Origin of the sequence: Pseudoalteromonas sp. APC 3250 (assembly GCF_030407915.1) — a bacterium.
In the GTDB taxonomy this organism is placed as follows: domain Bacteria; phylum Pseudomonadota; class Gammaproteobacteria; order Enterobacterales; family Alteromonadaceae; genus Pseudoalteromonas; species Pseudoalteromonas tetraodonis.
In genome coordinates, this window is the sequence record NZ_JASDCM010000001.1 from 71,536 (window position 1) to 95,962 (window position 24,427).

At 39.9% G+C, this 24,427-nt stretch carries 23 protein-coding genes; 14 read left to right on the forward strand and 9 right to left on the reverse strand.

All coding sequences use genetic code 11. The features are described from left to right. Positions 1 to 13 precede the first annotated feature (13 nt). The gene (locus tag QL986_RS00315; RefSeq protein ID WP_008112467.1) at positions 14 to 631 is read left to right on the forward strand and encodes an FKBP-type peptidyl-prolyl cis-trans isomerase; all 618 of its coding nucleotides are present in this window, start codon (positions 14 to 16) and stop codon (positions 629 to 631) included. 78 nt (positions 632 to 709) lie between these two features. Here the strand turns inward: QL986_RS00315 and QL986_RS00320 are convergent, their stop codons facing one another. Together QL986_RS00320 and QL986_RS00325 are read right to left on the reverse strand one after the other, a co-directional pair. Continuing rightward, positions 710 to 3,100, reverse strand: coding sequence for a TonB-dependent receptor (locus QL986_RS00320; RefSeq protein WP_016899921.1), 2,391 nt, complete (start codon positions 3,098 to 3,100; stop codon positions 710 to 712). 173 nt (positions 3,101 to 3,273) lie between these two features. Beyond that, positions 3,274 to 3,663, reverse strand: a complete 390-nt coding sequence (locus QL986_RS00325; protein ID WP_008465669.1) for a YkgJ family cysteine cluster protein — start codon at positions 3,661 to 3,663, stop codon at positions 3,274 to 3,276. A 208-nt stretch (positions 3,664 to 3,871) separates the two neighbouring features. Between QL986_RS00325 and QL986_RS00330 the strand changes: the two genes are divergently transcribed. The 3 genes from QL986_RS00330 to QL986_RS00340 all read left to right on the forward strand — a co-directional run bounded on the left by QL986_RS00330 (position 3,872) and on the right by QL986_RS00340 (position 5,530). Further along, positions 3,872 to 4,297 (forward strand): tetratricopeptide repeat protein, encoded by a 426-nt coding sequence (locus QL986_RS00330; RefSeq protein WP_008112472.1) that lies wholly within the window; start codon positions 3,872 to 3,874, stop codon positions 4,295 to 4,297. Positions 4,298 to 4,432: 135 nt separating this feature from the next. Next, positions 4,433 to 4,906, forward strand: a complete 474-nt coding sequence (locus QL986_RS00335; RefSeq protein WP_016899922.1) for a hypothetical protein — start codon at positions 4,433 to 4,435, stop codon at positions 4,904 to 4,906. Positions 4,907 to 4,933: 27 nt separating this feature from the next. Continuing rightward, on the forward strand, positions 4,934 to 5,530 hold the full coding sequence (locus QL986_RS00340; protein WP_016899923.1) for a DUF1287 domain-containing protein: 597 nt from the start codon (positions 4,934 to 4,936) through the stop codon (positions 5,528 to 5,530). Positions 5,531 to 5,627: 97 nt separating this feature from the next. On the opposite strand, the gene yfaE is transcribed toward QL986_RS00340, so the two are convergent. The 5 genes from yfaE to ubiG form a co-directional block, all read right to left on the reverse strand. Further along, complete coding sequence (gene yfaE, locus QL986_RS00345) at positions 5,628 to 5,900, reverse strand: class I ribonucleotide reductase maintenance protein YfaE (RefSeq protein WP_008112475.1); 273 nt, start codon at positions 5,898 to 5,900, stop codon at positions 5,628 to 5,630. Further along, positions 5,900 to 7,030 carry a class Ia ribonucleoside-diphosphate reductase subunit beta gene (gene nrdB, locus QL986_RS00350; protein WP_013464873.1) on the reverse strand — a complete coding sequence of 377 codons (1,131 nt, stop codon included), beginning with the start codon at positions 7,028 to 7,030 and terminating at the stop codon, positions 5,900 to 5,902. Before nrdB ends, yfaE begins: the two co-directional genes overlap by 1 nt. A 73-nt stretch (positions 7,031 to 7,103) precedes the next feature. Continuing rightward, positions 7,104 to 9,386: a class 1a ribonucleoside-diphosphate reductase subunit alpha gene (gene nrdA / locus QL986_RS00355; protein WP_016899924.1), complete on the reverse strand. Its 2,283-nt coding sequence runs from the start codon at positions 9,384 to 9,386 to the stop codon at positions 7,104 to 7,106. Between the two features lie 411 nt (positions 9,387 to 9,797). Continuing rightward, positions 9,798 to 10,478, reverse strand: coding sequence for an HAD-IA family hydrolase (locus tag QL986_RS00360; protein ID WP_024600989.1), 681 nt, complete (start codon positions 10,476 to 10,478; stop codon positions 9,798 to 9,800). Then, the gene (gene ubiG, locus QL986_RS00365; RefSeq protein ID WP_016899926.1) at positions 10,478 to 11,188 is read right to left on the reverse strand and encodes a bifunctional 2-polyprenyl-6-hydroxyphenol methylase/3-demethylubiquinol 3-O-methyltransferase UbiG; all 711 of its coding nucleotides are present in this window, start codon (positions 11,186 to 11,188) and stop codon (positions 10,478 to 10,480) included. Before ubiG ends, QL986_RS00360 begins: the two co-directional genes overlap by 1 nt. A gap of 178 nt (positions 11,189 to 11,366) precedes the next feature. Here ubiG and gyrA point away from each other — a divergent pair, with 178 nt between their 5' ends. From gyrA to QL986_RS00415, 10 genes are all read left to right on the forward strand, one after another. After that, the gene (gyrA, locus tag QL986_RS00370) at positions 11,367 to 14,066 is read left to right on the forward strand and encodes a DNA topoisomerase (ATP-hydrolyzing) subunit A (protein ID WP_008465686.1); all 2,700 of its coding nucleotides are present in this window, start codon (positions 11,367 to 11,369) and stop codon (positions 14,064 to 14,066) included. Positions 14,067 to 14,164: 98 nt separating this feature from the next. Then, a complete protein-coding gene (gene serC, locus QL986_RS00375) occupies positions 14,165 to 15,247 on the forward strand; it encodes a 3-phosphoserine/phosphohydroxythreonine transaminase (protein ID WP_016899927.1) in 1,083 nt (360 codons plus the stop codon). Then, positions 15,247 to 16,524, forward strand: a complete 1,278-nt coding sequence (aroA, locus tag QL986_RS00380; RefSeq protein WP_016899928.1) for a 3-phosphoshikimate 1-carboxyvinyltransferase — start codon at positions 15,247 to 15,249, stop codon at positions 16,522 to 16,524. Before serC ends, aroA begins: the two co-directional genes overlap by 1 nt. 107 nt (positions 16,525 to 16,631) lie before the next feature. Continuing rightward, positions 16,632 to 17,342 carry a (d)CMP kinase gene (cmk, locus tag QL986_RS00385; protein WP_016899929.1) on the forward strand — a complete coding sequence of 237 codons (711 nt, stop codon included), beginning with the start codon at positions 16,632 to 16,634 and terminating at the stop codon, positions 17,340 to 17,342. 95 nt (positions 17,343 to 17,437) lie between these two features. Beyond that, a complete protein-coding gene (gene rpsA, locus QL986_RS00390) occupies positions 17,438 to 19,105 on the forward strand; it encodes a 30S ribosomal protein S1 (protein WP_002961176.1) in 1,668 nt (555 codons plus the stop codon). 66 nt (positions 19,106 to 19,171) lie between these two features. After that, positions 19,172 to 19,459 carry an integration host factor subunit beta gene (gene ihfB / locus QL986_RS00395; RefSeq protein WP_024600987.1) on the forward strand — a complete coding sequence of 96 codons (288 nt, stop codon included), beginning with the start codon at positions 19,172 to 19,174 and terminating at the stop codon, positions 19,457 to 19,459. Between the two features lie 21 nt (positions 19,460 to 19,480). Then, on the forward strand, positions 19,481 to 19,762 hold the full coding sequence (locus QL986_RS00400) for a LapA family protein (RefSeq protein WP_008114742.1): 282 nt from the start codon (positions 19,481 to 19,483) through the stop codon (positions 19,760 to 19,762). Between the two features lie 2 nt (positions 19,763 to 19,764). After that, a complete protein-coding gene (gene lapB, locus QL986_RS00405) occupies positions 19,765 to 20,901 on the forward strand; it encodes a lipopolysaccharide assembly protein LapB (protein ID WP_024600986.1) in 1,137 nt (378 codons plus the stop codon). 33 nt (positions 20,902 to 20,934) lie between these two features. Further along, complete coding sequence (pyrF, locus tag QL986_RS00410) at positions 20,935 to 21,639, forward strand: orotidine-5'-phosphate decarboxylase (RefSeq protein WP_016899932.1); 705 nt, start codon at positions 20,935 to 20,937, stop codon at positions 21,637 to 21,639. Positions 21,640 to 21,729: 90 nt separating this feature from the next. Then, positions 21,730 to 22,104: a hypothetical protein gene (locus QL986_RS00415; RefSeq protein ID WP_016899933.1), complete on the forward strand. Its 375-nt coding sequence runs from the start codon at positions 21,730 to 21,732 to the stop codon at positions 22,102 to 22,104. 55 nt (positions 22,105 to 22,159) lie between these two features. Here the strand turns inward: QL986_RS00415 and QL986_RS00420 are convergent, their stop codons facing one another. Both QL986_RS00420 and QL986_RS00425 read right to left on the reverse strand, forming a co-directional pair. Continuing rightward, positions 22,160 to 22,990, reverse strand: a complete 831-nt coding sequence (locus QL986_RS00420; protein ID WP_010389931.1) for a S1-like domain-containing RNA-binding protein — start codon at positions 22,988 to 22,990, stop codon at positions 22,160 to 22,162. A 2-nt stretch (positions 22,991 to 22,992) separates the two neighbouring features. Continuing rightward, entirely contained in the window at positions 22,993 to 24,315 is a 1,323-nt protein-coding gene (locus tag QL986_RS00425) for a DEAD/DEAH box helicase (RefSeq protein WP_290190968.1), read from the reverse strand. Between the last annotated feature and the right edge of the window lie 112 nt (positions 24,316 to 24,427).

Below are 24,427 nucleotides of genomic sequence, written 5' to 3' on the forward strand. Positions count from 1 at the left end.
TGAATAACACATTATGTCAGATAATTTTACTACAGATGCTGAAAAAGCAAGTTACGGTATTGGCTTACAAATGGGTGAGCAACTTAAGGCTAACCCTTTTGAAGGTTTAAACTTAAATTCAGTATTTGAAGGCATGAAAGATGCGTATGCAGGCAGTGCTTTTCAAGTAGAGATCCCTGAGATCCAAGCTGCATTTGAGAAAATCAACGAAGAGATCCAAGCTCGTCGTGAAGAAGAAGCTAAAGTATTGGCTGCTGAAGGTATTGCATTTTTAGAAGAAAACGCAAAACGTCCTGAAATTACAGTTACTGAGTCAGGTCTTCAGTACGAAGTACTTGCAACAGGTGAAGGCGAAAAGCCAACTGCAGAGTCTACAGTACGTGTTGATTACCACGGTACTTTAGTAAACGGTACTGTTTTTGATAGCTCATACGAGCGCGGTCAACCTGCTGAATTCCCAGTAGGTGGCGTGATCAAAGGTTGGACTGAAGCATTACAAATGATGCCAGTAGGTACTAAATGGCGTTTATACGTTCCTCATGAGCTTGCTTATGGTGAACGTGGTGCCGGTGCTGCAATCGCACCTTACTCAACTCTAGTATTTGACGTTGAGTTACACGCAATTCTTTAATTAGAATTTAGTTGTAAAAAAACCGCATTCATTATTACGAATGCGGTTTTTTATTGTCTGATTAAAAATGAGCGCGTTTTAAAAGTAGCCTCTAACGCCAAATTGGAAGTTACGTCCAGGAAGAGGTGCCGTATCTTTAATAAATGAACTATGTACAAAACCAAGTTCATCAGTAATGTTATCAACACTTAGGTATAGCTGCGTGTCAACTGCGCCTAAATCAAGTTGATAATTGGCTTGTAAATCAATTAATGTATAGCCATCCGTTGCCGTTTCGTAAGCACTAATATCATTTTGCTCAAAGTAATGGGTTCCTGTTAAGGTAAATTGCGCATTACCTAGGGTATATTGTAGTTCTGAGCCCAATTTATTGGCAGGGATACGTGGTAAATTACCTTCATTATCTTTTAGTTTGGCGCGAGTAGAGTCACCAAATACTTTTACCATGGCGCTGGGGTTTATTTGATAATGTACATCAAATTCAAAACCATAAAGCTGCGCATCTTTACTGGTAAATTGATAAACATCAATTGCATCGCTGTGTCCATTGGCAGCAGACTCAAAGCCATCCATCTCATCAAACACTAATCCGGTGTTTTGTTGATAATAAAAGTTTTTAATATCGTTATAGAAAAAGTTGACGGTGTAGCCAAAGTCACCGCTAAAACGACGTAAACTAATATCAAGATTGGTTGAGGTCTCTTGTTTAATTTCTTCAGGTTCAAAATGCGCTTCTGCCCCTTCAATATGATAGCCCAAACCAAGCTCATAAGTACCTGTAGCAACATGCACACCATTAGAGAGTAACTCAGCTGAAAGTGGCGCACGCTCTGAATGTGATAAGCTAACGGCTAGGTTGTGACTTGGCATATACTCCCAAATTGCACCGGCTGAGGCACTTACATTAGTAAAGCTTTGGGTGTAGTTAATAGTCTCATCTGCCGATACAGGTTGTTCATCATGGCTGTGCTGATGTGTATCTACATCACTTTTGATATCATAATCTTCTAGGCGGGCGCCAAGCTCTACGGTGACATCGCCAAATGTGCGTTCTTCAAGTAAATATAACGCATGAGTGGTAGTGACACTTGCAGGCGTAAACGCTTCTTCGCCAATTGCATCGTAATCAGATTCACTATAGTGATAGCCAATCATGCCATGCCATTGGCCTAACTGATGCTCTACATTTAAACGTGCTTCAGTGGTTTCGTTACTAAACGTGGTGCCAATCGCGCCATCTTCAATTTCACTGTGAGTGTAGTCGGTGTAGCCAAGACGAAGATTAATCGATTCAATCCAGTTATCATGAAATGCATAGCTTACCAGTCCTTGCCAACGATCTTGCTCTAAATGAGCATAAACGGGAGTTTCTATATGTTCTTCATCCGCATGATCTTCATGATCGCCTTCTTCTTCATGGGCATGACCGTGATCATGTGAATGCCCTGGAATGCCATAGTCTGTTTCAATATTGCCGTATGAAAAGCCAACGGTTAAATGCTCACCGACATAGCTGGTACCAAAGTTCACTGTTTCACTGTCGATAAAAGTATTTTCAACTGAAGTGGCTGTTTCTTCATCGCCCTCAATGTGTACTTCACCTTCTTCATGTTCATCTGGTAGGTTAAAGCGAGGCGTTTGATAGTCATCACCACTGCGTTTGGTGCCATCAAAATGAAAATTAAAGTTATTGCTGCCTGTTTCTAATTTTGCCGCATAGGTGTTCGCATTTGAAACGGTATCGTGTGTGTATTGTGCCGCTCCCGAGAGTGCGTCAATATTATTGGTTGGAATACGGTTATCAACCACATTTACTACACCGCCAATAGCACCAGAGCCATATAGTAGGGTGCTTGGGCCTCGTAGTACTTCAATTTGTTCAGCGGCTAAGCTATCACTTGATGTCGCGTGATCTGGACCGATACGTGATGCATCACTGCTATCTAAACCGTTTTGAGTAATTTTAACACGAGGACCACCTAGGCCACGAATAATCGGACTTGAAGAGACAGGGCCGAAGTAGCTAGCGTTTACTCCTGGTATTCCTTTAAGTGTTTCACCTAGGGTCGGTTTCGCTTTATTTTTTAGTTCATCCCCTGATAGTACGCTTACAGGTGAAATCATTTCTAAGCTATTTTTATGCAGTGCCGAGGCATACACAACCACAGTTTCAACCGAAGACGGCTTTAATGTAACAGTAATTGTATCGTCTACATTCTCAAGCGATATACGTGAATCGATGTAGTTATCTTTACTAATATGTAATTGGCTTTTAGCATCTATGTCGATGCTAAACTGACCTTGTTCATTGCTTTTCACGCTTTGTGACTTTCCATGAACATGGATAGTTGCATTAGCAATAGGTTGTTTTTTTGAATCTGTTACTGTGCCGTTAATCGTTGCTGCTAGGGCAGAGTGAGAACACAAAACAGACAGTAGCGCTGAGGATATGAGTGTTAACTTTGTCATAATTACTTCGAATCGTGGTTGTTATGTTGTGATATAATATAACACTACAAAATGGCATCATCAACAATGTTATACTATAACTTTTAATTTTGCGTTGAATGGCAAAATAATCGCGTTAAATTTACATTACCAGCTCATTATTACAGATCAGTGCATTTGTTATATTTATTCGCTTAAGAGCGGCTGTCTATCATTAGTATGTCTAATTTTTTTTGTGCTTTGAAAGGATTTTGTTTATCGATTGGTTCAAGCATTTCACAGTCATCGTTTATCATTTCTGAAATTAAACTTGGGTAGTGTCGGCAATCTTGAGGACGGTCATGGTAAATACTGCATGTATATTTATCTTTTTCTTGTGGATATTTTTTACTGCTAAGTACTAAAAATGGGCATTGCGTTAATTGCTCGCCTGTTTTGGGATCAAACCATAACTGATCGTTTTTAACATATTGAAATATTTCTGGGTTGAATAACGCCCACATTTCAATTTCATCCTGATTTGTATCTAAATCTGCCGCACCATATTTAGTGCAGCATTTACCGCATTGATTGCAATTTTGCATAGGGTAGGTATTTACTATTGCGACTTAAATTAAGCGTTAAGTGTAGCACTGTAATATCCAGGTTTTTAAATTAAACCTCTGTTTTTATCGCTTATAATACTTTTGTAACAACGCAGCGCTTAATAATAATGTACTATTAGGGAATATATTTCGAATACGATGCCTTTAATAAGTCAAAAAAGGCGCGTTAATAAGGTAGCGAGTAATTATGAATACTAAAGTATACAAAGCGGTTCACGATTTGGCGGAAAAGCTGATGGCAGCGGCTAATAAAAATGATACTAAACAGTTTGAATCTTTATATGCTGAGCTAAAAGCTATTTGTATTGAAAACGAAAATACAGCGAAGGATCACCCTGTACAGTGGGAAACATTGGCTGATTTCACCGAAGAGCTAGAAGAAGCTATCGAGACTTACGAAAAAGCGTTACAGAAGTCGATAGAAATTAATAACAAAGATCATATGTCGTCTGTTGCCTTTTCTATGGCTACTTTACAGCTTGAGCTGGGTGATAAAGAAGCGGCAATTAAAAATCTGCAAGATGCTAAAATCAGTGCGAATAAAATTGAAGACAAAGAATTAAAATCAGAGATCCATGAGTTATTAGAATCATTGGTTGAAGAAGAAGGCTAGGCAATTTTATAGCCATTATTAATAATCAGCGTCAGTAATAATACCATTGGCGCTTTTTTATTGATAATAGCAAATTCTGCGTCATTAAATGTTTATGCTTAAATTAAGTCACTAAGCAAATTTTTTGGAGAAAACATGCTAGCGCAAATAGAACAATGGATTGATAAAACGAATAGTGAGTATGTTCATCAAAGAATATGCTGTGATACATTTGTTAGCGAATTTGATGGCTTTTACCCACATGATTTTTTGAAAACTGCATTTTATGTGGTTGTTGAACACATTCCCAAGCCTGACTTTACTGGTTTACGTGAAATTGGTTTAAGCGATTTTATTGACATGGATGTAGCAGGGATCACCTACAAAAACACTTATTACATATTACCTCATGTTGCGCGTAATTTAAGAGTGCATTTTCATGAGCTGGCTCATGTCGTTCAATGGCACGAGCTCGGTGCTCACGCTTTTATTATGCGCTACATCAATGAAATCCAAACCTGTGGTTATGATGATGCTCCGCTTGAAAAAATGGCCTATGCACTTGATGCGCACTTTACCAGCAATGGAAATAAATTTAATATTCCTGACTATATTACTCAACAGCTTTAGTTAATAAATATTATAAAAGGAATTTATATGTTGCGCTTTGTGCTCTATTTACTAGCTTTATCTGCCCTTGATGTAAAGGCAGCCGATTTTAATCATGATATTGTCAACGCATTGATCCACAGAACAACGCAACAAGTAACTTACGATAGCGCCTATCATAGGCTTGAATACCCTGGTGGCGATGTACCCGCTAATATTGGTGTATGTACTGATGTTATAATTAGGTCGTATCGACAGCTTGGTATTGATTTACAAAAGTTAGTACATGAAGACATGCAGGCCAATTTTCGCGCATATCCTTCTAAGCGTATTTGGGGATTAACCAAGCCAGATAAAAACATTGATCATCGACGTGTACCTAACTTACAGGTTTACTTTGAGCGCCATGCTCAAGTGTTATCTAAATCGCATAATGCAGCTGATTATAAAACCGGTGACATAGTCACTTGGATGCTGCCAGGCAATTTACCGCACATAGGTATGGTCGTTAATGAAATAGCGCAGGACAGTGGTCAACCGCTTATTGTGCACAATATTGGTCGCGGACCTGAAATGAGCGATATGCTTTTTGCTTATACAATTACGGGTCATTACCGATTTGTACCTGCTACTTATTCAGAGTAAATAACACGGCTATAATCGCGATTACTCGAGTAATAATTGCAGAAACAGGTAAGTGAATAAAGCGAGCTGTTAGGCATTATACTGTGTGGTTTGCTAGTTACTTTAAATTAATACTGATATCACCATTGGGCTTGCAGCAACACAATAGTATTTCACCATCACGCACAAAGGCTAACGGTTCTTCATTGTAATTGACTTCACCAGAGACAAGCGTAGCACGACACGCACCACAATATCCCTCACGGCACTGGTAAGCAACATCAATTTTATTCGATTCTAAGCAGTGTAAAAGAGAAGGGCAGCCAGCGGTAAAATCTAAGCACTGGCTGTTATCTGCAAGCGTGACACTTGCAGTGGTTCTATCAGTCATTATAAATCAAAGTCACCAAATTCAGCTGCATCAACCTGTGAATCAATTTGACCTACAAGGTATGAGCTAATTTCCGCTTCTTGTGGAGCAACTTGCACGTTATCAGAAACAAGCCATGAGTTGATCCATGGAATAGGGTTACTGTTATTATCAAACTGTGCTGGTAAACCAATAGCAGTCATGCGTGCATTGGTAATGTATTCAACATACTGACATAAAATATGTTTATTTAAGCCAATCATTGAACCATCTTTAAACAGGTACTCGGCCCATTCTTTTTCTTGCTCTGCAGCGTCAACAAACATCTTGATTGCTTCTTCACGGCACTGTGCAGCAACAATTGCCATTTCAGGGTCGTCTTTGCCATCTTGCATAATATTTAAAATATGCTGAGTGCCTGAAAGGTGAAGCGCTTCATCACGGGCAATAAGCTTAATAATTTTAGCATTGCCTTCCATTAGCTCACGCTCTGCAAACGCAAATGAACACGCAAAGCTGACATAAAAGCGAATAGCTTCAAGAATGTTCACTGACATCATCGCCAGATACAATTTCTTTTTCAGCTCAAATAAATTAACCACAACGGTTTCACCATTAATGTCATGTTTGCCTTCACCGTACAGGTTGTAAAGCGACACCGAGTTAATTAAATCGTCGTAATAAGTGGTTACGGCATCGGCACGTTCACTAATTTTGTCATTGCTAACAATGTCGTCAAAAATGAGTTCAGGGGCTTGAGTTACATTACGAATAATATGTGTGTATGAACGGCTGTGAATGGTTTCACTAAACGCCCATGTTTCAATCCATGTTTCAAGCTCAGGAATTGACACAATTGGCAATAGTGCAACGTTAGGCGAACGGCCTTGAACACTATCAAGTAAAGTTTGGTATTTTAAGTTACTTAAAAAGATATGTTTTTCGTGATCAGGAAGCGCTTGAAAGTCTAAACGGTCTTTACTTACGTCAACTTCTTCAGGACGCCAAAAGAAAGACAATTGTTTTTCAATCAGCTTTTCAAAAATAGGGTATTTTTGTTGATCGTAACGTGACACGTTAACGGTTTGACCAAAAAACATTGGCTCTTGCATTTGGTTATTATGATTTCTGCTAAAAGTAGTATAAGACATGTTTATCACTCAAAAAACTATCACTAAAACTATCAGGACAAAGCGGGCAAGGCGCCCGCTTTAAGTTTAACTATTAAATTTTACACGCGCCGCCTGCACAATCATCATCTTCCACTTCTGGAGCGTCTTCTTGTGCGTCTGATGCGCCATCACGGGTGTTATGGTAGTACAGCGTTTTAACACCTAGCTTGTAGGCACCAAGTAAGTCTTTTAATAAGACTTTCATAGGTACTCTACCGCCTTCGTATTTATTTGGATCATAATTAGTATTTGCTGAAATCGTTTGGTCGATAAATTTCTGCATTATGCCTACTAATTGTAAGTAACCATCGTTAGATGGGATATCCCACAGTAACTCATAGCTATCTTTAAGGCGTTCGTACTCAGGGACAACTTGTTTTAAAATACCGTCTTTACTTGCTTTAACACTAATATGGCCACGCGGTGGCTCAATGCCATTGGTTGCATTAGATATTTGCGATGATGTTTCTGATGGCATTAATGCGCTCAGTGTTGAGTTACGCATACCGTGCTCTTTAATGCTGGAACGTAACGCGTCCCAATCAAGATGAAGTGGTTCATCACAAATTTTATCTAAATCACGTTTGTACGTATCCGTTGGCATAATACCTTGTGAGTACGTTGTTTCGTTAAATTTAGGACAGGCACCACGCTCTTTTGCCAGCTCATTAGATGCTTTCATTAGGTAGTACTGAATCGCTTCAAATGTTCTGTGCGTAAGCGCATTTGCGCTGCCATCTGAATAACGCTTACCGTTTTTAGCTAGGTAGTATGCGTAGTTAATAACGCCTATGCCTAGCGTACGACGTCCCATAGTTGCATTTTTAGCTGCAGGTACTGGGTAGTCTTGGAAATCAAGTAGGTTATCAAGTGCGCGTACCGCAAGCTCAGCTAACTCTTCTAGTTCATCTAAAGACTCAATGGCACCTAAGTTAAACGCAGATAATGTACAAAGTGCAATTTCACCTTCTTCATCATTCACGTTGCTAAGAGGCTTAGTTGGTAACGCAATTTCTAAACATAAGTTAGATTGACGAATAGGCGCCACTTTTGAGATAAACGGACTGTGTGTATTACAGTGGTCAACGTTTTGTAAGTAAATACGACCCGTGCTAGCACGTTCTTGAGCAAACATAGAGAACAGCTCAATTGCTTTAATTCGTTTTTTACGAATTGACTCGTCTTGCTCATATTTTACATATAGCGCGTCAAACTCGTCTTGATCTTCAAAAAATGCATCGTAAAGGCCAGGCACATCAGAGGGGCTGAATAACGTAATGTAATCATCTTTAATTAAACGTGAGTACATGAGTTTATTAAACTGTACGCCGTAATCTAAGTGACGTACGCGGTTATCATCAACGCCACGGTTATTTTTAAGTACTAATAAGTTTTCAACTTCTAAATGCCAAAGCGGGTAGAAAAGGGTTGCTGCGCCACCACGTACACCGCCTTGCGAACAGCTTTTAACCGCTGTTTGAAAGTGCTTATAAAACGGAATACAACCTGTGTGGTACGCTTCACCGTTACGAATAGGGCTACCTAGTGCACGAATACGACCTGCATTAATACCAATACCAGCACGTTGAGAAACGTATTTAACAATTGCTGATGATGTAGCATTAATTGAGTCTAGGCTATCGCCACACTCAATAAGTACACATGAGCTAAACTGGCGTGTTGGTGTACGTACGCCCGACATAATTGGCGTAGGTAAAGAAATTTTAAATAATGAAACCGCATCATAAAAACGTTTGATGTAATCAATACGTGTATCACGAGGGTAATCAGAGAATAAGCTTGCAGCCACTAAGATATATAAAAACTGCGCGCTTTCGTAAATTTCACCCGTTACACGGTTTTGAACTAGGTATTTACCTTCAAGCTGTTTTACTGCTGCGTAGCTAAAGTTAAGATCGCGAGAATGGTCTAAGTACGCATCTAGCTCATCTAATTCTTGCTCTGTGTAATCAACGAGTAAATGTGCATCGTAGCGTTTTTGTTCAACCATGTTAGTAACATGGTCAAAAAGACGCGGTGGTTCAAACTGGCCATAGGCTTTTTTACGTAAATGGAATACAGCTAAACGAGCAGCAAGGTACTGATAATCAGGCGATTCTTTTGAGATCTGATCCGCAGCAGCTTTAATAATCGTTTCGTGGATGTCTTTAGTACGAATACCGTCATAAAATTGAATATGCGATTTTAGTTCAACTTGTGAAACCGAAACGTTATTTAAACCTTCGGCGGCCCATTCAATAACGCGATGGATCTTATCAAGATCGAGTGGCTCTTTACGACCGTCACGTTTGCTTACAGATAACTGTTGGTTCATAGCTTTGCCTGTATTCCTTGGGAATTAAATATTTTTGACCAATGCGTGCACCTAAAAAAGCGCAGTGCCTATTCGTTTATTGTTATTTTCACCGGTTTGGTGAATTTAATTGAATAACATTTAGCCACAATATCTGGTGTTGTTCAAATTAGAGATCACAAGATAGTGTGGTCTGGGATCTTTTGCAAGGGACAGAAACCGCTCTCATTGTGGATAACGTTGGGATAACGCAATTGTGTTAGTAGGCATTAACCTTTGATCATTCGGTTAAGTTGAAATTTGTAAAAATCAACTAAGGAAAGATTAAATTTACGCTTTTTTAAAATAAATTTTGTCTGCTTTTTTTATCATCAAGCTTTGCGTAAAAACTAACACAATCACAATATGTAGTGTTTATTAATTAACATGGCACTATATGTGGTTAAATGCATCTATAGGACTGTGCCAATTAAAATCCGCATTCCAAGCCAATGCCTCGTCAACACTCGGTACATATCCCCATAGTGCGGTTGCGGTGTGCATATTGGCTGCTTTACCTGCCTGAATGTCACGCTGCGCATCACCTATATATAAGCAACGCGAAGGATCTACACTCATTTGCTCAGCGCAATACAGTAAAGGAAGGGGTGAGGGCTTAGATTCAGCTAAGGTATCACCGCTAACCACAATACGTGCATTTTTTAATGCAGGAATCGCTTTGACTAAAGGATCAGTTAAAAATCCGGGCTTATTGGTCATAATTCCCCAAGGGATTGCTTTGTTATCAAGTGCGATTAGTAATTGCTCTATTCCTACAAAACATTGGGTATGGGTGGCAATGTTGGCAGCGTATTGCGTAACTAGCTCATGTAAAAGTTGCTCTTGCGGCTGTTGTGCCCAGCTTTCTTTAAAACCAGCAGCCAATAAAGCGGCAGCACCGTTTGAAGCCGCGGGGCGATATATATCACTGCCCACTTGGGGTTGTTGATGATTTTGCAGCACGGTGTTTAGTGCGGCGCCTAAATCATCAGCGGTATCGAGTAAAGTGCCATCTAAGTCAAACAGCAATGCTTGATATTCCATTGGGGCAATGGGGGTTTGAGAGCTTGCCATTACGCTAACTTCTCAAAATGCAGCATATAATTTACGCTCACATCATCACTAATTGTATATTGCTTTGAAAGTGGATTGTAACTTAACCCAGCACTGGCACGTACTTTTAAGCCAGCTTGCTCTGCCCATGCAATTAATTGTGCAGGTTTAATAAACTTTTTATGGTCATGGGTACCCTCTGGGACCATTTTTAGTAGTTTTTCTGCCCCGACAATAGCGTATAAATAAGCTTTTGGGGTTTTATTAAGAGTAGAGAAAAAAACATCAGCGCCTGGTTTTGCCAATTTAGCCACCGCATGAATAATAGATGCAGGGTCGGGGACGTGCTCTAACATTTCCATACAAGTGATCACATCAAAGCGCTCAGGGTGCTCATCTGCAAACTGCTCTGCAGGTACTTTTATATACTCAACGGGGACACTTGTTTCTAAGCTGTGTAACTTGGCGACAGTTAAAGGCTCTTGCCCCATATCGATACCTGTTACGTTTGCGCCCATTCGCGCCATGCTGTGACTTAAAATGCCACCACCACATCCTACATCTAGGGTTTCTTTATCAAATAATCCTTTGGTTTTGTCTGCGATGAAATCTAATCGTAATGGATTAATTTCGTGAAGCGGCTTAAATTCGCCTTCTAAATCCCACCAACGTTCTGCGATGGCTTCAAACTTTGCTATTTCTGCGTTATCTACATTTTGATGTTCGGTCATAAAATACTTCCTCGTCAATCTGAGGCCATTATATAGGCCTAAATTGATAAATCGCAAAGTTTTGCGCCTGTAAATTAAAATTAATTGTGATAGCATGGTTACTTAGAAATAATAACAAACACTCTTAATACCTAATACTGGGTTGTTAAGAGCTGATACTGAAGGAATGTGATATCAAATGACTGATCTCGCCAATGAAATTCTGCCAGTCAATATTGAAGACGAGTTAAAAAACTCCTACTTAGATTACGCCATGAGTGTAATTGTAGGACGTGCATTACCAGACGTACGTGACGGTTTAAAACCTGTTCACCGCCGCGTTTTGTTTGCAATGAACGAGCTTAGTAATGACTGGAACAAGCCTTACAAAAAATCGGCCCGTGTGGTCGGTGACGTAATCGGTAAATACCACCCACACGGCGACAGTGCAGTTTATGACACCATCGTACGTATGGCTCAGCCATTCTCACTGCGTTACATGCTAGTAGATGGTCAGGGTAACTTTGGTTCGGTTGATGGTGATTCAGCAGCGGCAATGCGTTATACAGAAGTACGTATGGCAAAAATGTCGCACGAATTATTAGCCGATCTTGAAAAAGAAACGGTTGATTTTGTGCCTAACTACGATGGCACAGAGCAAATTCCTGATGTGTTACCCACTAAAATACCTAACCTATTAGTTAATGGTTCATCAGGTATTGCGGTTGGTATGGCAACAAATATTCCGCCACATAACTTAACAGAAGTCGTGAATGGCTGTTTAGCGCTTATTCAAAACCCTGAATTGACCATTACTGAGTTAATGGATTACATTCCTGGGCCTGATTTCCCAACTGCGGCGATTATTAACGGTAAAAAAGGCATTGAACAAGCTTATCAAACCGGTCGTGGTAAAGTGTACATGCGTGCGCGTGCTGACATCGAAACCGATGAAAAGACGGGTCGCGAAACCATTATTGTTCATGAAATCCCTTACCAAGTTAACAAAGCACGTTTGATTGAAAAAATCGCCGAGCTAGTTAAAGATAAAAAAATTGAAGGGATCAGCGCATTACGTGATGAATCAGATAAAGACGGTATGCGTATCGTTATCGAGATCAAACGTGGTGACGTAGGTGAAGTTATTCTAAACAATCTTTATTCACAAACTCAGTTACAAACTGTGTTTGGTATGAATATGGTTGCGTTAATTAATAACCAACCTAAGTGTTTCAACTTAAAAGAAATGCTTGAAGAATTTATTATTCACCGTCGTGAAGTTGTTACCCGTCGTACGGTATTTGATTTACGCAAAGCCCGCGACCGTGCGCATACGCTAGAAGGTTTAGCGATTGCACTGGCTAACATTGACCCAATTATCGAACTTATTCGTAAGTCGCCAACACCTGCTGAAGCAAAAGTTGCATTAACAGCGCGTCCATGGGAATTAGGTAATGTTAAAGCCATGCTTGATAAAGCAGGCGAAGACAACGTGGCACGCCCAGATTGGTTAGCAAGCGAGCTTGGTATTCGTGATGGTCAGTACTATATTTCTGAGCAACAAGCTCAAGCAATATTAGACTTACGTTTACACAAACTTACTGGTCTTGAACACGAAAAAATTCTTACCGAATATCAATCATTACTTGAGTTGATTGCCGAGTTATTATTCATTTTGGCAAATCCAGAGCGTTTAATGGAAGTTATTCGTGATGAGCTCGTTGAAATTAAAGAGCAATATGGTGATGAGCGCCGCACTGAAATAAATGCTGCAGCACACGATATAAGCCTTGAAGATTTAATCAACGAAGAAAACGTAGTTGTTACGCTTTCACATGAAGGGTACGTTAAGTATCAAGCATTAACTGATTACGAAGCGCAGCGTCGTGGTGGTAAAGGTAAATCAGCAACTAAGATGAAAGATGAAGATTTCATTGAACGTTTATTGGTTGCCAATACGCACGATACTATTCTTTGTTTCTCTACAGCGGGTCGTTTATATTGGCTTAAAGTATACCAGTTGCCACTTGCCAGTCGTGCAGCGCGCGGTAAGCCAATTGTTAACTTATTACCACTTGAAGCAGATGAACGTATTACTGCAATCCTGCCAGTACGCGATTATGAAGATGATAAATACATCTTTATGGCGACGGCGTTCGGTACGGTTAAGAAGACGCCATTAACGGCATACAGTCGTCAACGTGCAAGCGGAATCATTGCGGTTAACTTAAACGAAGGTGATAGCTTAATCGGTGTTGATATTACCGATGGCAGCAACGAAATTATGTTGTTCACTGATGCGGGTAAAGTTGTTCGCTTTAAAGAGGCTGAAGAAACGGCTGTTGTTGATGAAAATGGTAACCCTGTTCTTGATGAAGAAGGTAAGCCTGAAATCCGTTTCAAAGGTGTACGTCCTATGGGCCGTACTGCAACGGGTGTTCGTGGTATTAAGATGCCAGACGATCAGCGTGTTGTATCACTTATTGTACCAAAGAATGATGGTGCAATATTAACAGTGACAGAAAATGGCTACGGCAAGCGTACCCAACTTGAAGATTACCCATCTAAGAGTCGTGCAACTCAAGGTGTTGTATCAATCAAAGTGAGTGAGCGTAACGGTGCTGTTGTTGGTGCTGTACAGGTTGATGACAACGACGAAATAATGATTATTTCGAATCGTGGTACCTTAGTACGTACTCGTGTTAATGAAGTTTCTACGGTTGGACGTAACACCCAAGGTGTTATTTTGATCAGAACTATTGACGAAGAGCAAGTAGTTGGTTTACAACGTATAGAAGAAATTGAAGTGACTGAAAGTGACTTGGTTGATATCGAAGACGTTGAAACAGTAGATACAGTTATTGATGAAGTGGCGGATGACAATCCTCCTTCAGAATAATTAGATTGAAAAAAGCGGCCTTGGCCGCTTTTTTTATGTAGTTGAAAAAAATTAAATTAGTTTAATTCAAGTTAAATTACTGGAATGAGGAAAAGGTAATGAGTATATATAATTTTTGTGCAGGCCCTGCAATGTTACCACCGGCAGTCATGCAAAAAGCGCAAAAAGAGTTTTTAAACTGGCAAGGTCTTGGTGTATCGGTGATGGAAATAAGTCATCGTAGTCATGAATTTTTAGCATTAACCGCTAAATGTGAAGCCAGCCTGCGTCGTTTAATGAATATAAGTGACGAGTTTGAAGTGCTATTTATGCACGGTGGTGGTCGAGGTCAATTCAGTGCCGTACCTTTAAACCTTCATGTTAACGGTAAAAAAGCAGTTTATTGTGAAAATGGCGTTTGGTCAAAAAGTGCAACCAGCGAAGCAGATAAGTTTACAAATACACACGCTGTTGATGTGCGCAATGATGATAACGGCCTGTTTTCTATTAAGCAGGTAGCCGATTGGGTTTTACCTGCTGATGCGTCTTACATTCACTATTGCCCGAATGAAACCGTAGACGGCCTTGAAATATTTGACGTACCCAGTCATCCAACGGCGCCGATTGTGGCCGATATGTCATCGACTATTTTATCGCGCGAAATTGACGTTAATAAATTTGATTTAATCTACGCGGGTGCACAAAAAAATATCGGTCCATCGGGTATTGCTATTGTGATTGTTCGCAAAACGCTACTTGAGCGTGAAGGGCTCGCCAAGCCGGGTATTTTAGATTACGCCCTTGAGGCAAAACAAGGCAGCATGTTTAACACCCCACCGACTTTTGCTTGGTATTTAGCGGCAGAAGTATTTGCATGGCTTGAGCAAACCGGGGGTGTAAAAGCCATGGAAGCTCATAATATTGCCAAAGCGCAGCTGCTTTATGATTTTATTGATGGTTCAGATTTTTATACCAATAAAGTAGCGAAGCATTGCCGTTCACGTATGAATGTGCCTTTTTGGCTGGTTGATGAAAGCTTAAATGATAAGTTTGTTAAAGAGTCAAAAGAAGCGGGCTTGTTAGCGCTTGAAGGTCATCGTATTGTTGGCGGGATGCGCGCCAGTATTTATAACGCGATGCCATTGGAAGGTGTACAAGCCTTAGTTGACTTTATGGCTAACTTCGCCAAGGAGAATAGTTAATGGAGCAACTTTTCTTAGCCCCTATTTCACAAGTGAATGGCAGTGTGACATTACCGGGCTCAAAGAGTTTATCAAACCGAATTTTATTATTAGCAGCATTATCTAACGGCACCACGGTTGTTGAAAACTTACTCGATAGCGACGATATTCGCCATATGCTGGGTGCGTTAAAGCACTTGGGCGTTAATGTAACGCTTAATACTGAACGCACCGTAGCAACCGTAGAGGGCGTGAGTGGCGTGTTTAATACGCCAACTGAGCCGTTGTTTTTAGGTAATGCAGGTACAGCGTATCGACCATTAACGGCAGTACTGAGTGCGATTGCTGGTGAGTATGAGTTAATTGGTGAGCCGCGCATGGAAGAGCGACCAATTGGTCATTTAGTTGATGCCTTACAAGCCTTGGGTGGTAATGTAAGTTATTTAAAAAATAAAGATTACCCACCACTTAAAATTATCGGTGGGCAAATAGCCGGTGGTGAAGTCGAAATTGACGGCAGTATTTCAAGTCAATTTTTAACGGCGCTGCTCATGGCTGCGCCGTTATTTAAAGGCGATACATACATTAAAATTAAAGGTACCTTAGTCTCTAAGCCTTATATTGATATTACTCTGGATGTGATGGCGCGCTTTGGTGTAACTGTTGAGCATGATAATTACACCACGTTCTTCGTTAAAGGTGCTCAGCAATACCAAGCGGTTGAGCGCATAATGGTTGAAGGTGATGCTTCATCGGCTTCTTATTTTATTGCTGCTGCAGCAATTGCCGGTGGCGAAATAGAAATTAAAGGCGTTGGCGCTAAATCAGTTCAAGGTGATATTGGCTTTGCTAAAGTGATGGAGCAGGTTGGTGCCAAAATTGATTGGTATGACGAGCATTTAGTTGTTCGTAAAGGCGAGCTTAACGGTATCGATATAGATGCTAATGCGATACCTGATGCTGCAATGACCTTGGCGACTGTTGCCTTGTTTGCTAAAGGGCCAACCGCTATTCGTAATATTTATAACTGGCGGGTAAAAGAAACTGACCGTTTACATGCAATGGCCACCGAGCTTAAAAAAGTAGGGGCCGAAGTGGTTGAAGGGCACGACTTTATTGAGATCACACCGCCAAAGCAATTTAATAATGTGGCTGTAGATACCTACGACGATCACCGTATTGCCATGTGCTTTGCAATGGTGGCAGTAGGGGGTAAGCCCATAACGATTAACGATCCGGCCTGTACTTATAAGACATTCCCAACATTTTTCAAAGTGTTAGCATCTGTCAGTAAATAGGCTATTTATAAGTATTTATAAAAAGTTACATACTAAAAGCGGATAATCTTTATTAATTGGCGTATAATGTGGCGGTTTATTTTGGTGTGCATTGAAGGAGGTTTTAAATGCCGGCGTTATTAATGCCCGTAATCACCGTAGATGGCCCAAGTGGTTCTGGTAAAGGAACTGTTTGTCGCCTATTGGCTGAAAAATTAGGCTGGGATGTGTTAGATAGCGGAGCAATTTATCGCGTACTATCACTTGCAGCACTTCATCACCAAATTGCGTTAGATAACGAAGAAGCACTCGTCCCATTAGCTGCAAATCTTGATGTGCAGTTTTTGATAGACAGTGACACTAATGCAGGAAAGATTATTTTAGAAGGCGAAGATGTCACAACCACTATTCGAAATGAAGAAGTGGGTGCTGCAGCGTCTAAAGTGGCCGCATTGCCGCGTGTTCGAGAAGCGTTGCTTCGCCGCCAGCGTGCGTTTAGAACAGAAAACGGTTTAATTGCCGATGGCCGCGATATGGGCACTGTGGTATTTCCAGATGCGCCATTAAAGATATTTCTAACCGCAAGTGCAGAAGAACGTGCTCGCAGACGTTTTGTTGAGTTGAATGAGCGCGGGCTTGATGTTACACTAAGTGGTCTATTACAGGACATTCAAGCACGTGATGATCGCGATATGAATCGCGCCGTTGCGCCGCTTGTACCTGCAGAGGATGCGATTGAGCTTGATACTAGCGAACTCAACGCACAGCAAGTCTTTGATAAAGTTATAACTTTATTAGATGCGAGCATCTCAGAAGGTAAGCTTCCTAAACGAAGCTAAATACATTTTATGCACCAGCAGGATGCCAGTGCTATTTTAACAACCCCATGCAGCATGGTTGCTTATTGGTATTAATATATGAGACGTATATTCGTATGTCAGAAAATTTTGCGCAGTTATTTGAAGAAAGCTTAAAGGGTTTTGAAGCAGAGCAAGGCTCTATCGTTAAAGGTACAGTAATCTCAATCGAGAACAACATTGTACTTGTAGATGCTGGTCTTAAATCAGAAAGTGCTATCCCTGCAGAGCAGTTCAAAAATGCTGCTGGTGAACTAGAAGTTGCTGTTGGCGACGAAGTAGATGTTGCACTAGATGCAATCGAAGACGGTTTCGGTGAAACTATCCTTTCTCGTGAGAAAGCGAAGCGTCACGAAGCGTGGATCCGTCTTGAGAAAGCATGTGAAGAGCAAGAGACTGTTACTGGTGTTATCAACGGTAAAGTTAAAGGCGGTTTCACAGTTGAAGTTGATTCAATCCGTGCTTTCCTACCTGGTTCACTTGTTGATGTTCGTCCAGTACGTGACACAACTCACCTTGAAGGCAAAGAGCTTGAATTTAAAGTAATCAAGCTTGATCAAAAACGTAACAACGTTGTTGTTTCACGTCGTGCAGTTATCGAATCAGAAAACTCACAAGAACGTGAAGAGCTTCTTGCTAACCTTGTTGAAGGTCAAGAAGTTAAAGGTATCGTTAAGAACCTTACTGACTACGGTGCATTCGTTGACCTTGGTGGTGTTGATGGTCTACTACACATTACTGATATGGCGTGGAAGCGTGTTAAACACCCTTCAGAAATCGTTAATGTTGGCGACGAAATCGCAGTTAAAGTTCTTAAATTCGACAAAGATAAAACTCGTGTATCTCTAGGCCTTAAACAGCTTGGTGAAGATCCATGGGCAGCTATCGCTGGTCGTTACCCAGAAGGTTCTAAACTTTCTGGCCGTGTAACTAACCTTACTGATTACGGTTGCTTCGTAGAAATCGAAGAAGGCGTTGAAGGTCTAGTACACGTTTCTGAAATGGATTGGACTAACAAGAACATCCACCCTTCAAAAGTTGTTTCACTTGGTGACACTGTTGAAGTTATGGTTCTTGAAATCGACGAAGAACGTCGTCGTATTTCTCTTGGTCTTAAGCAATGTATTGCTAATCCTTGGCAGGAATTTGCTCGTCTACAAAACAAAGGCGATCAAGTTACTGGTAAGATCAAATCAATCACTGACTTCGGTATCTTTATCGGTCTTGACGGTGGTATTGATGGTCTTGTACACCTTTCAGACATTTCTTGGAATACACCTGGCGAAGAAGCTGTACGTGAATTCAAGAAAGGCGACGAAATCACTGCTATCGTATTGCAAGTTGACCCAGAGCGTGAACGTATCTCTCTAGGTGTTAAGCAAATCGAAGCTGACCCATTCAATAACTACCTTGATGCAAACAAAAAAGGTGCTATTGTTAAAGGTAAAGTGACTGAAGTTGATGCGAAAGGCGCAACTGTTGAACTTATCGAAGGCGTTGAAGGTTACATCCGTGTAGCTGATATCGCTCAAGAGCGCGTTGAAGATGCAACTACTGTTGTTTCTGTAGGCGACGAGATTGAAGTTAAATACGTTGGTGTTGATCGTAAGAACCGCACTTTAAGCTTATCTGTTAAAGCTCTTTTCGAAGCAGAAGAGAAAGAAGTACTAGAGAAGCTTAAGAAAGAAGAGCCAGTGTTCGAAAACGCAATGGCAGCTGCTTTCGCAAATGCACAAAAAGACTAATTAATTATAGTCTTTTAATTGGAAGGGCAGTTTATGCCCTTCCACTATTTCTTTTAAGGAAACGCTATGACTAAGTCAGAACTGATAGAAACACTTGCTGAACAACACGCACATATTCCTGTGAAAGATGTTGAGAACGCTGTTAAAGAAATTCTTGAACAAATGGCCGGCTCATTATCTTCTTCAGATCGTATTGAGATCCGAGGTTTTGGAAGTTTCTCTTTGCATTACCGTGCGCCTCGTACAGGCCGTAACCCTAAAACAGGTGAAACTGTAGAGTTAGATGGTAAGCATGTACCTCATTTTAAACCAGGCAAAGAACTACGTGACCGTGTAAACGAGAGCATTGCTTAGTAAACTTATTGGAGTAGTTACTTGTTCAAGGTATTAAAAATTATTCTGGCGGCACTTTTTTTAATTGGTGCATTTGTATTGGGTTCTCAAAACCCACAATTAACACAAATTAACTACATAATAGCCAGTAATACATTACCTTTAGCCGTTATAATAAGTATCTGCTTTTTGCTAGGTGTTGTAGTGGGTTGTTTTGTGAGTTTTAAATTGTTCACGCAATTAAAGTGGCAAAATTACCGTTTAAAAAAGCAATTAACGCCTGAAAAAGATAATAAAAAGCGTATTGCCAACAAAGACACCTAATTATGATTGAGCTGTTGTTTTTACTGCTTCCCGTTGCTGCCGGTTATGGTTGGATCATGGGGAAAAACAGTGCAAAAAATCAGGCTCATCAGTTTAATCGTCAAATTACTTCTGAATACAGTAAAGGCTTAAAGTTTTTACTGGATAGAGAAGAAGATCAGGGGCTTGAGCATTTAATTAATTTGCTCGAAGTAGCTGCTGACTCTGTTGAACATTATTCTACTTTAGCCACCATGTTTCGCCGCCGTGGTGAGCTTGACCGCGCAATAAAAATTCACGAACTACTGCTAAAACACCCAAGTCTTAACGAAAAACAAGCCGCTAATAGCCGTTTAGAACTAGCCGAAGATTATATTATGGCTGGCTTATTAGACAGCGCAGAAGAACATTTAATATGGCTGGTAAAAAATAGCCATGCAGATGCACTCGATCCTATTATTTCTTTATATTCACAAACCCGTGAATGGGAAAAAGGCATTAATATGTTTGAAGCGCATACTGAGCTTTTTTCAAAAGAACAACACTTTAAAGCCATCGCTAATTTTTACTGTGAGCATGCCATTGCCAGTAATAACCCACAACTTATGCGCAAAGCCATTAGCTTAAACTTTAAAACAATTAGGCCTTTATATGAGCTTGGACTGTCAGCTTACACCAAAGAAGATTACGTAAAAGCAATTTACTATTGGCGAGAATTAATCTGCCAATTTACTTTTTTTGCGCCATTGTTTATTGAAAAGTTAGCTCACAGCTATAAGCAATTAAAATTAACTCACCAATTCCATGAACTCATTACTGAGTTACTAGAAAAGGGTGGGGTGATGATAAAAATACAGCATTGCCAAGCCTTGCTTGAGCAAGGACACACTGAACAAGCCTTTGAATTTTTAACTGATAATTTAAAACGTCAACCCACTATTCGTGGCTTTAGTTTTTTATTACAGTTAATGAGTACAGAAAATAAAAATACAAAAGATGTGCTTAATCAAATCGATAAACTTGTTACTTCTTACATTGCCACTAAACCTGACTTTCAATGTCAGCATTGTGGCTTTACTAGCTACACCATTTATTGGAATTGCCCTTCATGTAAACACTGGGAAACCATTGTGCCTAGCAGAGGCTTAGACGGATTTTAATCTTTATACTTTTCGCTCACTAGTAGGATAGTTATGTCTTTCGAAAAATCAAAAAAAATTCTTATCGCGCTTGATTATGATGATCAGCAAACTGCTTTAGCATTTGTAAAACAGTTATCACCAGATACCTGTCGATTAAAAGTGGGCAAAGAAATGTTTACTTATTTTGGTCCTGCATTTGTTAAAGAATTGGTCGATTTAGGTTTTGATGTATTTTTAGATTTAAAGTTTCACGATATTCCAAACACCGTTGCTAAAGCGGTGACTGCTGCGGCTAAAATGGGTGTATGGATGGTCAATGTACATGCATCGGGCGGTTATGAAATGATGCATAAAGCTAAACAAGCACTTGAGCAGTTTGGCGACAAAGCGCCATTACTGATTGCGGTAACTGTATTAACCAGCATGGACGAAGCTGAACTTGAGCGTTTAGGTATAACTAAATCACCACAAGAGCAAGTTATGCATTTAGCTAAATTAACAAAGCAAGCAGGGCTTGATGGTGTAGTGTGTTCCGCGCAAGAAGCGCAAAGTTTAAAGGCTGCTTTAGGGAAAGAGTTTAAATTAGTTACGCCAGGTATTCGCCCAGCGGGCAGTGATGCAGGCGATCAAAAACGTATTATGACACCTAAAGAAGCGATTGAAGCGGGTAGTGACTATTTAGTGATTGGGCGTCCGATCACTCAGGCACAAAATCCTGTAAAAGTACTAAATGATGTAAATGAATCAATAGCTTAAATTAAAAATTAGCATAATTGAGAGCAGTTCCTTACAACTGCTTTTCTTTGTGCTACATTTAAATTATGGGTGTGCAGTGAGGGATTTGCTTTGCGTATAATAATATTTTTAGTTGTAATTATCATTAGTGGCTTTGCTGTTAATAAATATGTTTTTTCAACTAAAATGTATGATGATGTTTCAAACGTTACTGACTTGGTATCTGGTTACCCCGTTGATTTATTCAAGTTTAAAAAAATTGCTCAAAATTATGCCCAGCATCTGTGTTACACCAATGAAGGTGTGTTAGCAGGAATAGATGTTAGCAGCAGAGACTGTGTTGCGACACATGATGAAATGCAAAATGAGTGTACAGAAAAAGTTTTTAGGCTAGCGCCGTTAAATCTAGATTCTAAAAAAGAATTAATTGAATACTCAAATGAATATTCTCGCTGTACCTTACCTTATAAAAATATTAGGTTATAAATTTCAGATACTAAAAAGCCACTTAGGTTTAAAACTTAAGTGGCTTTTTATTTAATTATTTTAAACGAATAGACTTAGCTTCAATATCAATTAAGCCTTGTTTAAATAAACCGCCAATGGCTTTTTTGTAATTTGCTTTGCTGGTCGAAAACACTTTTTTAATTAATTCAGGTTCAGACTTATCGCCTATGGCTAATATGCCACCTTCATCTTTTAGTTTTTCCATTATTTTTTCACCAAGCTCGCTTACTTTACCCATGCCTGGTTTTTCAAGTATGACGTCAATTTTTCCGTCTTCACGTACTTTTTGAATAAATCCTTTTAGCTTTTGACCAACAAACAGGTTTTTAAACACCATGTTGTAAAACACGACGCCAAAATGGGATTCTTCAATAAGCACCTTGTAACCAATATCAGTTTTGCCTGCAACAATTAAGTCAACTTCTTGTAAGTGACTATACTGAGGCTCATCTTTTGATAAAAAACGGTTAAAGTTAGTTGAGGCACAAATACGCTGACTGGCGTTATCAAGATATAAACGCACTAAATATGAGTAGCCTTCTTGCATACGTGGTTTTTGTTCATTAAACGGTGCGAGTACGTCTTTTTCTAAGCCCCAATCTAAAAATGCGCCTATGCTGTTTATTTCTTTTACACGCAGTAGGGCATATTCACCCACTTGAGCATGCGGCTTTTTAGTTGTGGCTGTTGGCAGGTTTGCATTATCTAAAAATGTGAATACGCTGATGCTGTCGCCGGCTTCAAGCTCATGTTTTATTTCATGTTTAGGTAAAAAAACTTCACCTAAGTCATGCCCATCTAAATAGGCACCTTCGTTGCTGACTTCTTTAACAAAAAGGGTTTGGGTGGTTCCTAGGTAACTCATAATTATTCCTGCTCAGGCTTTTTTTTACGACGCATCGGGGTATCACCATCAATATTAAGAGGTGCTTTAATTGGGGCCGCTGGCTTTTTCGGTTTAGCTTTTCGTTTTGGCTGTGGCTTATTCGTGATCACTGCTTTTTTAGTCGGTTTAATTGGCGCTACTTTTTTCTCTTTAATACCTTTAAATTTCGCTTTTAAACCCTCAACAGCAGCAAACGATAATTCATCATTTAAAAATGATTTTATTGCCAAGTAACTTGCCCAATCTTTAGGGCCCACAAGTGATAATGCGTTACCTTTAAAACCAGCACGACCAGTTCGACCAATACGATGAACGTATTCTTCTGCGTGTTTTGGTAAATCAAAGTTAATAACATGGGTAACACTGAGTAAATCTAAACCGCGCGAAGCAACATCTGTAGTAATTAATATTTTAAAGTTTTCACGGCTAAACGCATCCATAATATCAAGGCGCTTACTTTGAGTTAAATCCCCAGCTAATGCGACAGATTTAAAGCCTTTACTATTTAATGATTCACTTAAACGGCTGGTATCAGCCCGTGTGGCAGTAAATATAATGCACTGGCCGACGTTATCTTGGTTTAAAAAGTGCTCAAGCAGTGCTTCTTTATGATCAAGATGGTCAGCTAAATACAGTGTTTGTTTAATATCACTGTGTTGCTCATTGGCTGCACTGAGCATAATTTGTTTTGGTTTTTTTAATAAATTACGCGATAACGCATCAACTTGAGCATGATCTAATGTCGCCGAAAACAATAAAGTTTGACGAAGACGATGATCGGCTAGTTCATTAATTAGTTTAAGTTGATCGGTAAAACCTAAATCTAAAATACGGTCAGCTTCATCAAATATAAGTAACTCTAGGCCACTTAATTGTAATGAACGTTGCTTTAAATGATCGGCTAAACGCCCAGGTGTGGCGACCACAAAGTGAGGGTCGTTACGCAGTGCTTTAATTTGGTCGTTAAAATTTTCGCCACCGAGGATTTTAACGGCCTTTATGTTGGTACCGGCAATAAGTAATCGAAGTTGAGTAAAAACTTGGGTCGCAAGCTCACGAGTTGGAGCAACAATAAGTACACGAGGATCACGTTTACTGAGTGCTTTTTGTTTCATTACACGCTGCACAGCCGGTAATAAAAACGCTAAAGTTTTGCCTGACCCAGTTTTTGACTGAGCGAAAATGTCATGTCCCGCCAGTGCCGTTGGCACAGCATGAGCTTGAATATCGGTAGGCTGGGTGATCCCTTGGTGCGCTAATTGTGTTTCTAGGCGAGTATCAATCCCAAGATCAGTAAAGTGCAATGTATGTTTCTCCAATATGAGCAAGTCTGTATAAATTTATCCGCGCATTATAGCCCACTGAGCTACTGCGCTAACAGTAAAAAGCGCATTATCATCCATTTTTTTGCATTTA

Bases quoted from the DNA above. Each gene is read 5' to 3' on its own strand.
- QL986_RS00320 (WP_016899921.1), bottom strand. From the start codon at position 3,100: ATGACAAAGTTAACACTCATATCCTCAGCGCTACTGTCTGTTTTGTGT.
- rpsA (WP_002961176.1), top strand. From the start codon at position 17,438: ATGTCAGAAAATTTTGCGCAGTTATTTGAAGAAAGCTTAAAGGGTTTT.
- QL986_RS00330 (WP_008112472.1), top strand. From the start codon at position 3,872: ATGAATACTAAAGTATACAAAGCGGTTCACGATTTGGCGGAAAAGCTG.
- cmk (WP_016899929.1), top strand. From the start codon at position 16,632: ATGCCGGCGTTATTAATGCCCGTAATCACCGTAGATGGCCCAAGTGGT.
- pyrF (WP_016899932.1), top strand. From the start codon at position 20,935: ATGTCTTTCGAAAAATCAAAAAAAATTCTTATCGCGCTTGATTATGAT.
- nrdB (WP_013464873.1), bottom strand. From the start codon at position 7,030: ATGTCTTATACTACTTTTAGCAGAAATCATAATAACCAAATGCAAGAG.
- lapB (WP_024600986.1), top strand. From the start codon at position 19,765: ATGATTGAGCTGTTGTTTTTACTGCTTCCCGTTGCTGCCGGTTATGGT.
- QL986_RS00420 (WP_010389931.1), bottom strand. From the start codon at position 22,990: ATGAGTTACCTAGGAACCACCCAAACCCTTTTTGTTAAAGAAGTCAGC.
- nrdA (WP_016899924.1), bottom strand. From the start codon at position 9,386: ATGAACCAACAGTTATCTGTAAGCAAACGTGACGGTCGTAAAGAGCCA.
- QL986_RS00360 (WP_024600989.1), bottom strand. From the start codon at position 10,478: ATGGCAAGCTCTCAAACCCCCATTGCCCCAATGGAATATCAAGCATTG.
- yfaE (WP_008112475.1), bottom strand. From the start codon at position 5,900: ATGACTGATAGAACCACTGCAAGTGTCACGCTTGCAGATAACAGCCAG.
- ihfB (WP_024600987.1), top strand. From the start codon at position 19,172: ATGACTAAGTCAGAACTGATAGAAACACTTGCTGAACAACACGCACAT.
- serC (WP_016899927.1), top strand. From the start codon at position 14,165: ATGAGTATATATAATTTTTGTGCAGGCCCTGCAATGTTACCACCGGCA.
- gyrA (WP_008465686.1), top strand. From the start codon at position 11,367: ATGACTGATCTCGCCAATGAAATTCTGCCAGTCAATATTGAAGACGAG.
- aroA (WP_016899928.1), top strand. From the start codon at position 15,247: ATGGAGCAACTTTTCTTAGCCCCTATTTCACAAGTGAATGGCAGTGTG.
- QL986_RS00340 (WP_016899923.1), top strand. From the start codon at position 4,934: ATGTTGCGCTTTGTGCTCTATTTACTAGCTTTATCTGCCCTTGATGTA.
- QL986_RS00315 (WP_008112467.1), top strand. From the start codon at position 14: ATGTCAGATAATTTTACTACAGATGCTGAAAAAGCAAGTTACGGTATT.
- QL986_RS00325 (WP_008465669.1), bottom strand. From the start codon at position 3,663: ATGCAAAATTGCAATCAATGCGGTAAATGCTGCACTAAATATGGTGCG.
- QL986_RS00335 (WP_016899922.1), top strand. From the start codon at position 4,433: ATGCTAGCGCAAATAGAACAATGGATTGATAAAACGAATAGTGAGTAT.
- ubiG (WP_016899926.1), bottom strand. From the start codon at position 11,188: ATGACCGAACATCAAAATGTAGATAACGCAGAAATAGCAAAGTTTGAA.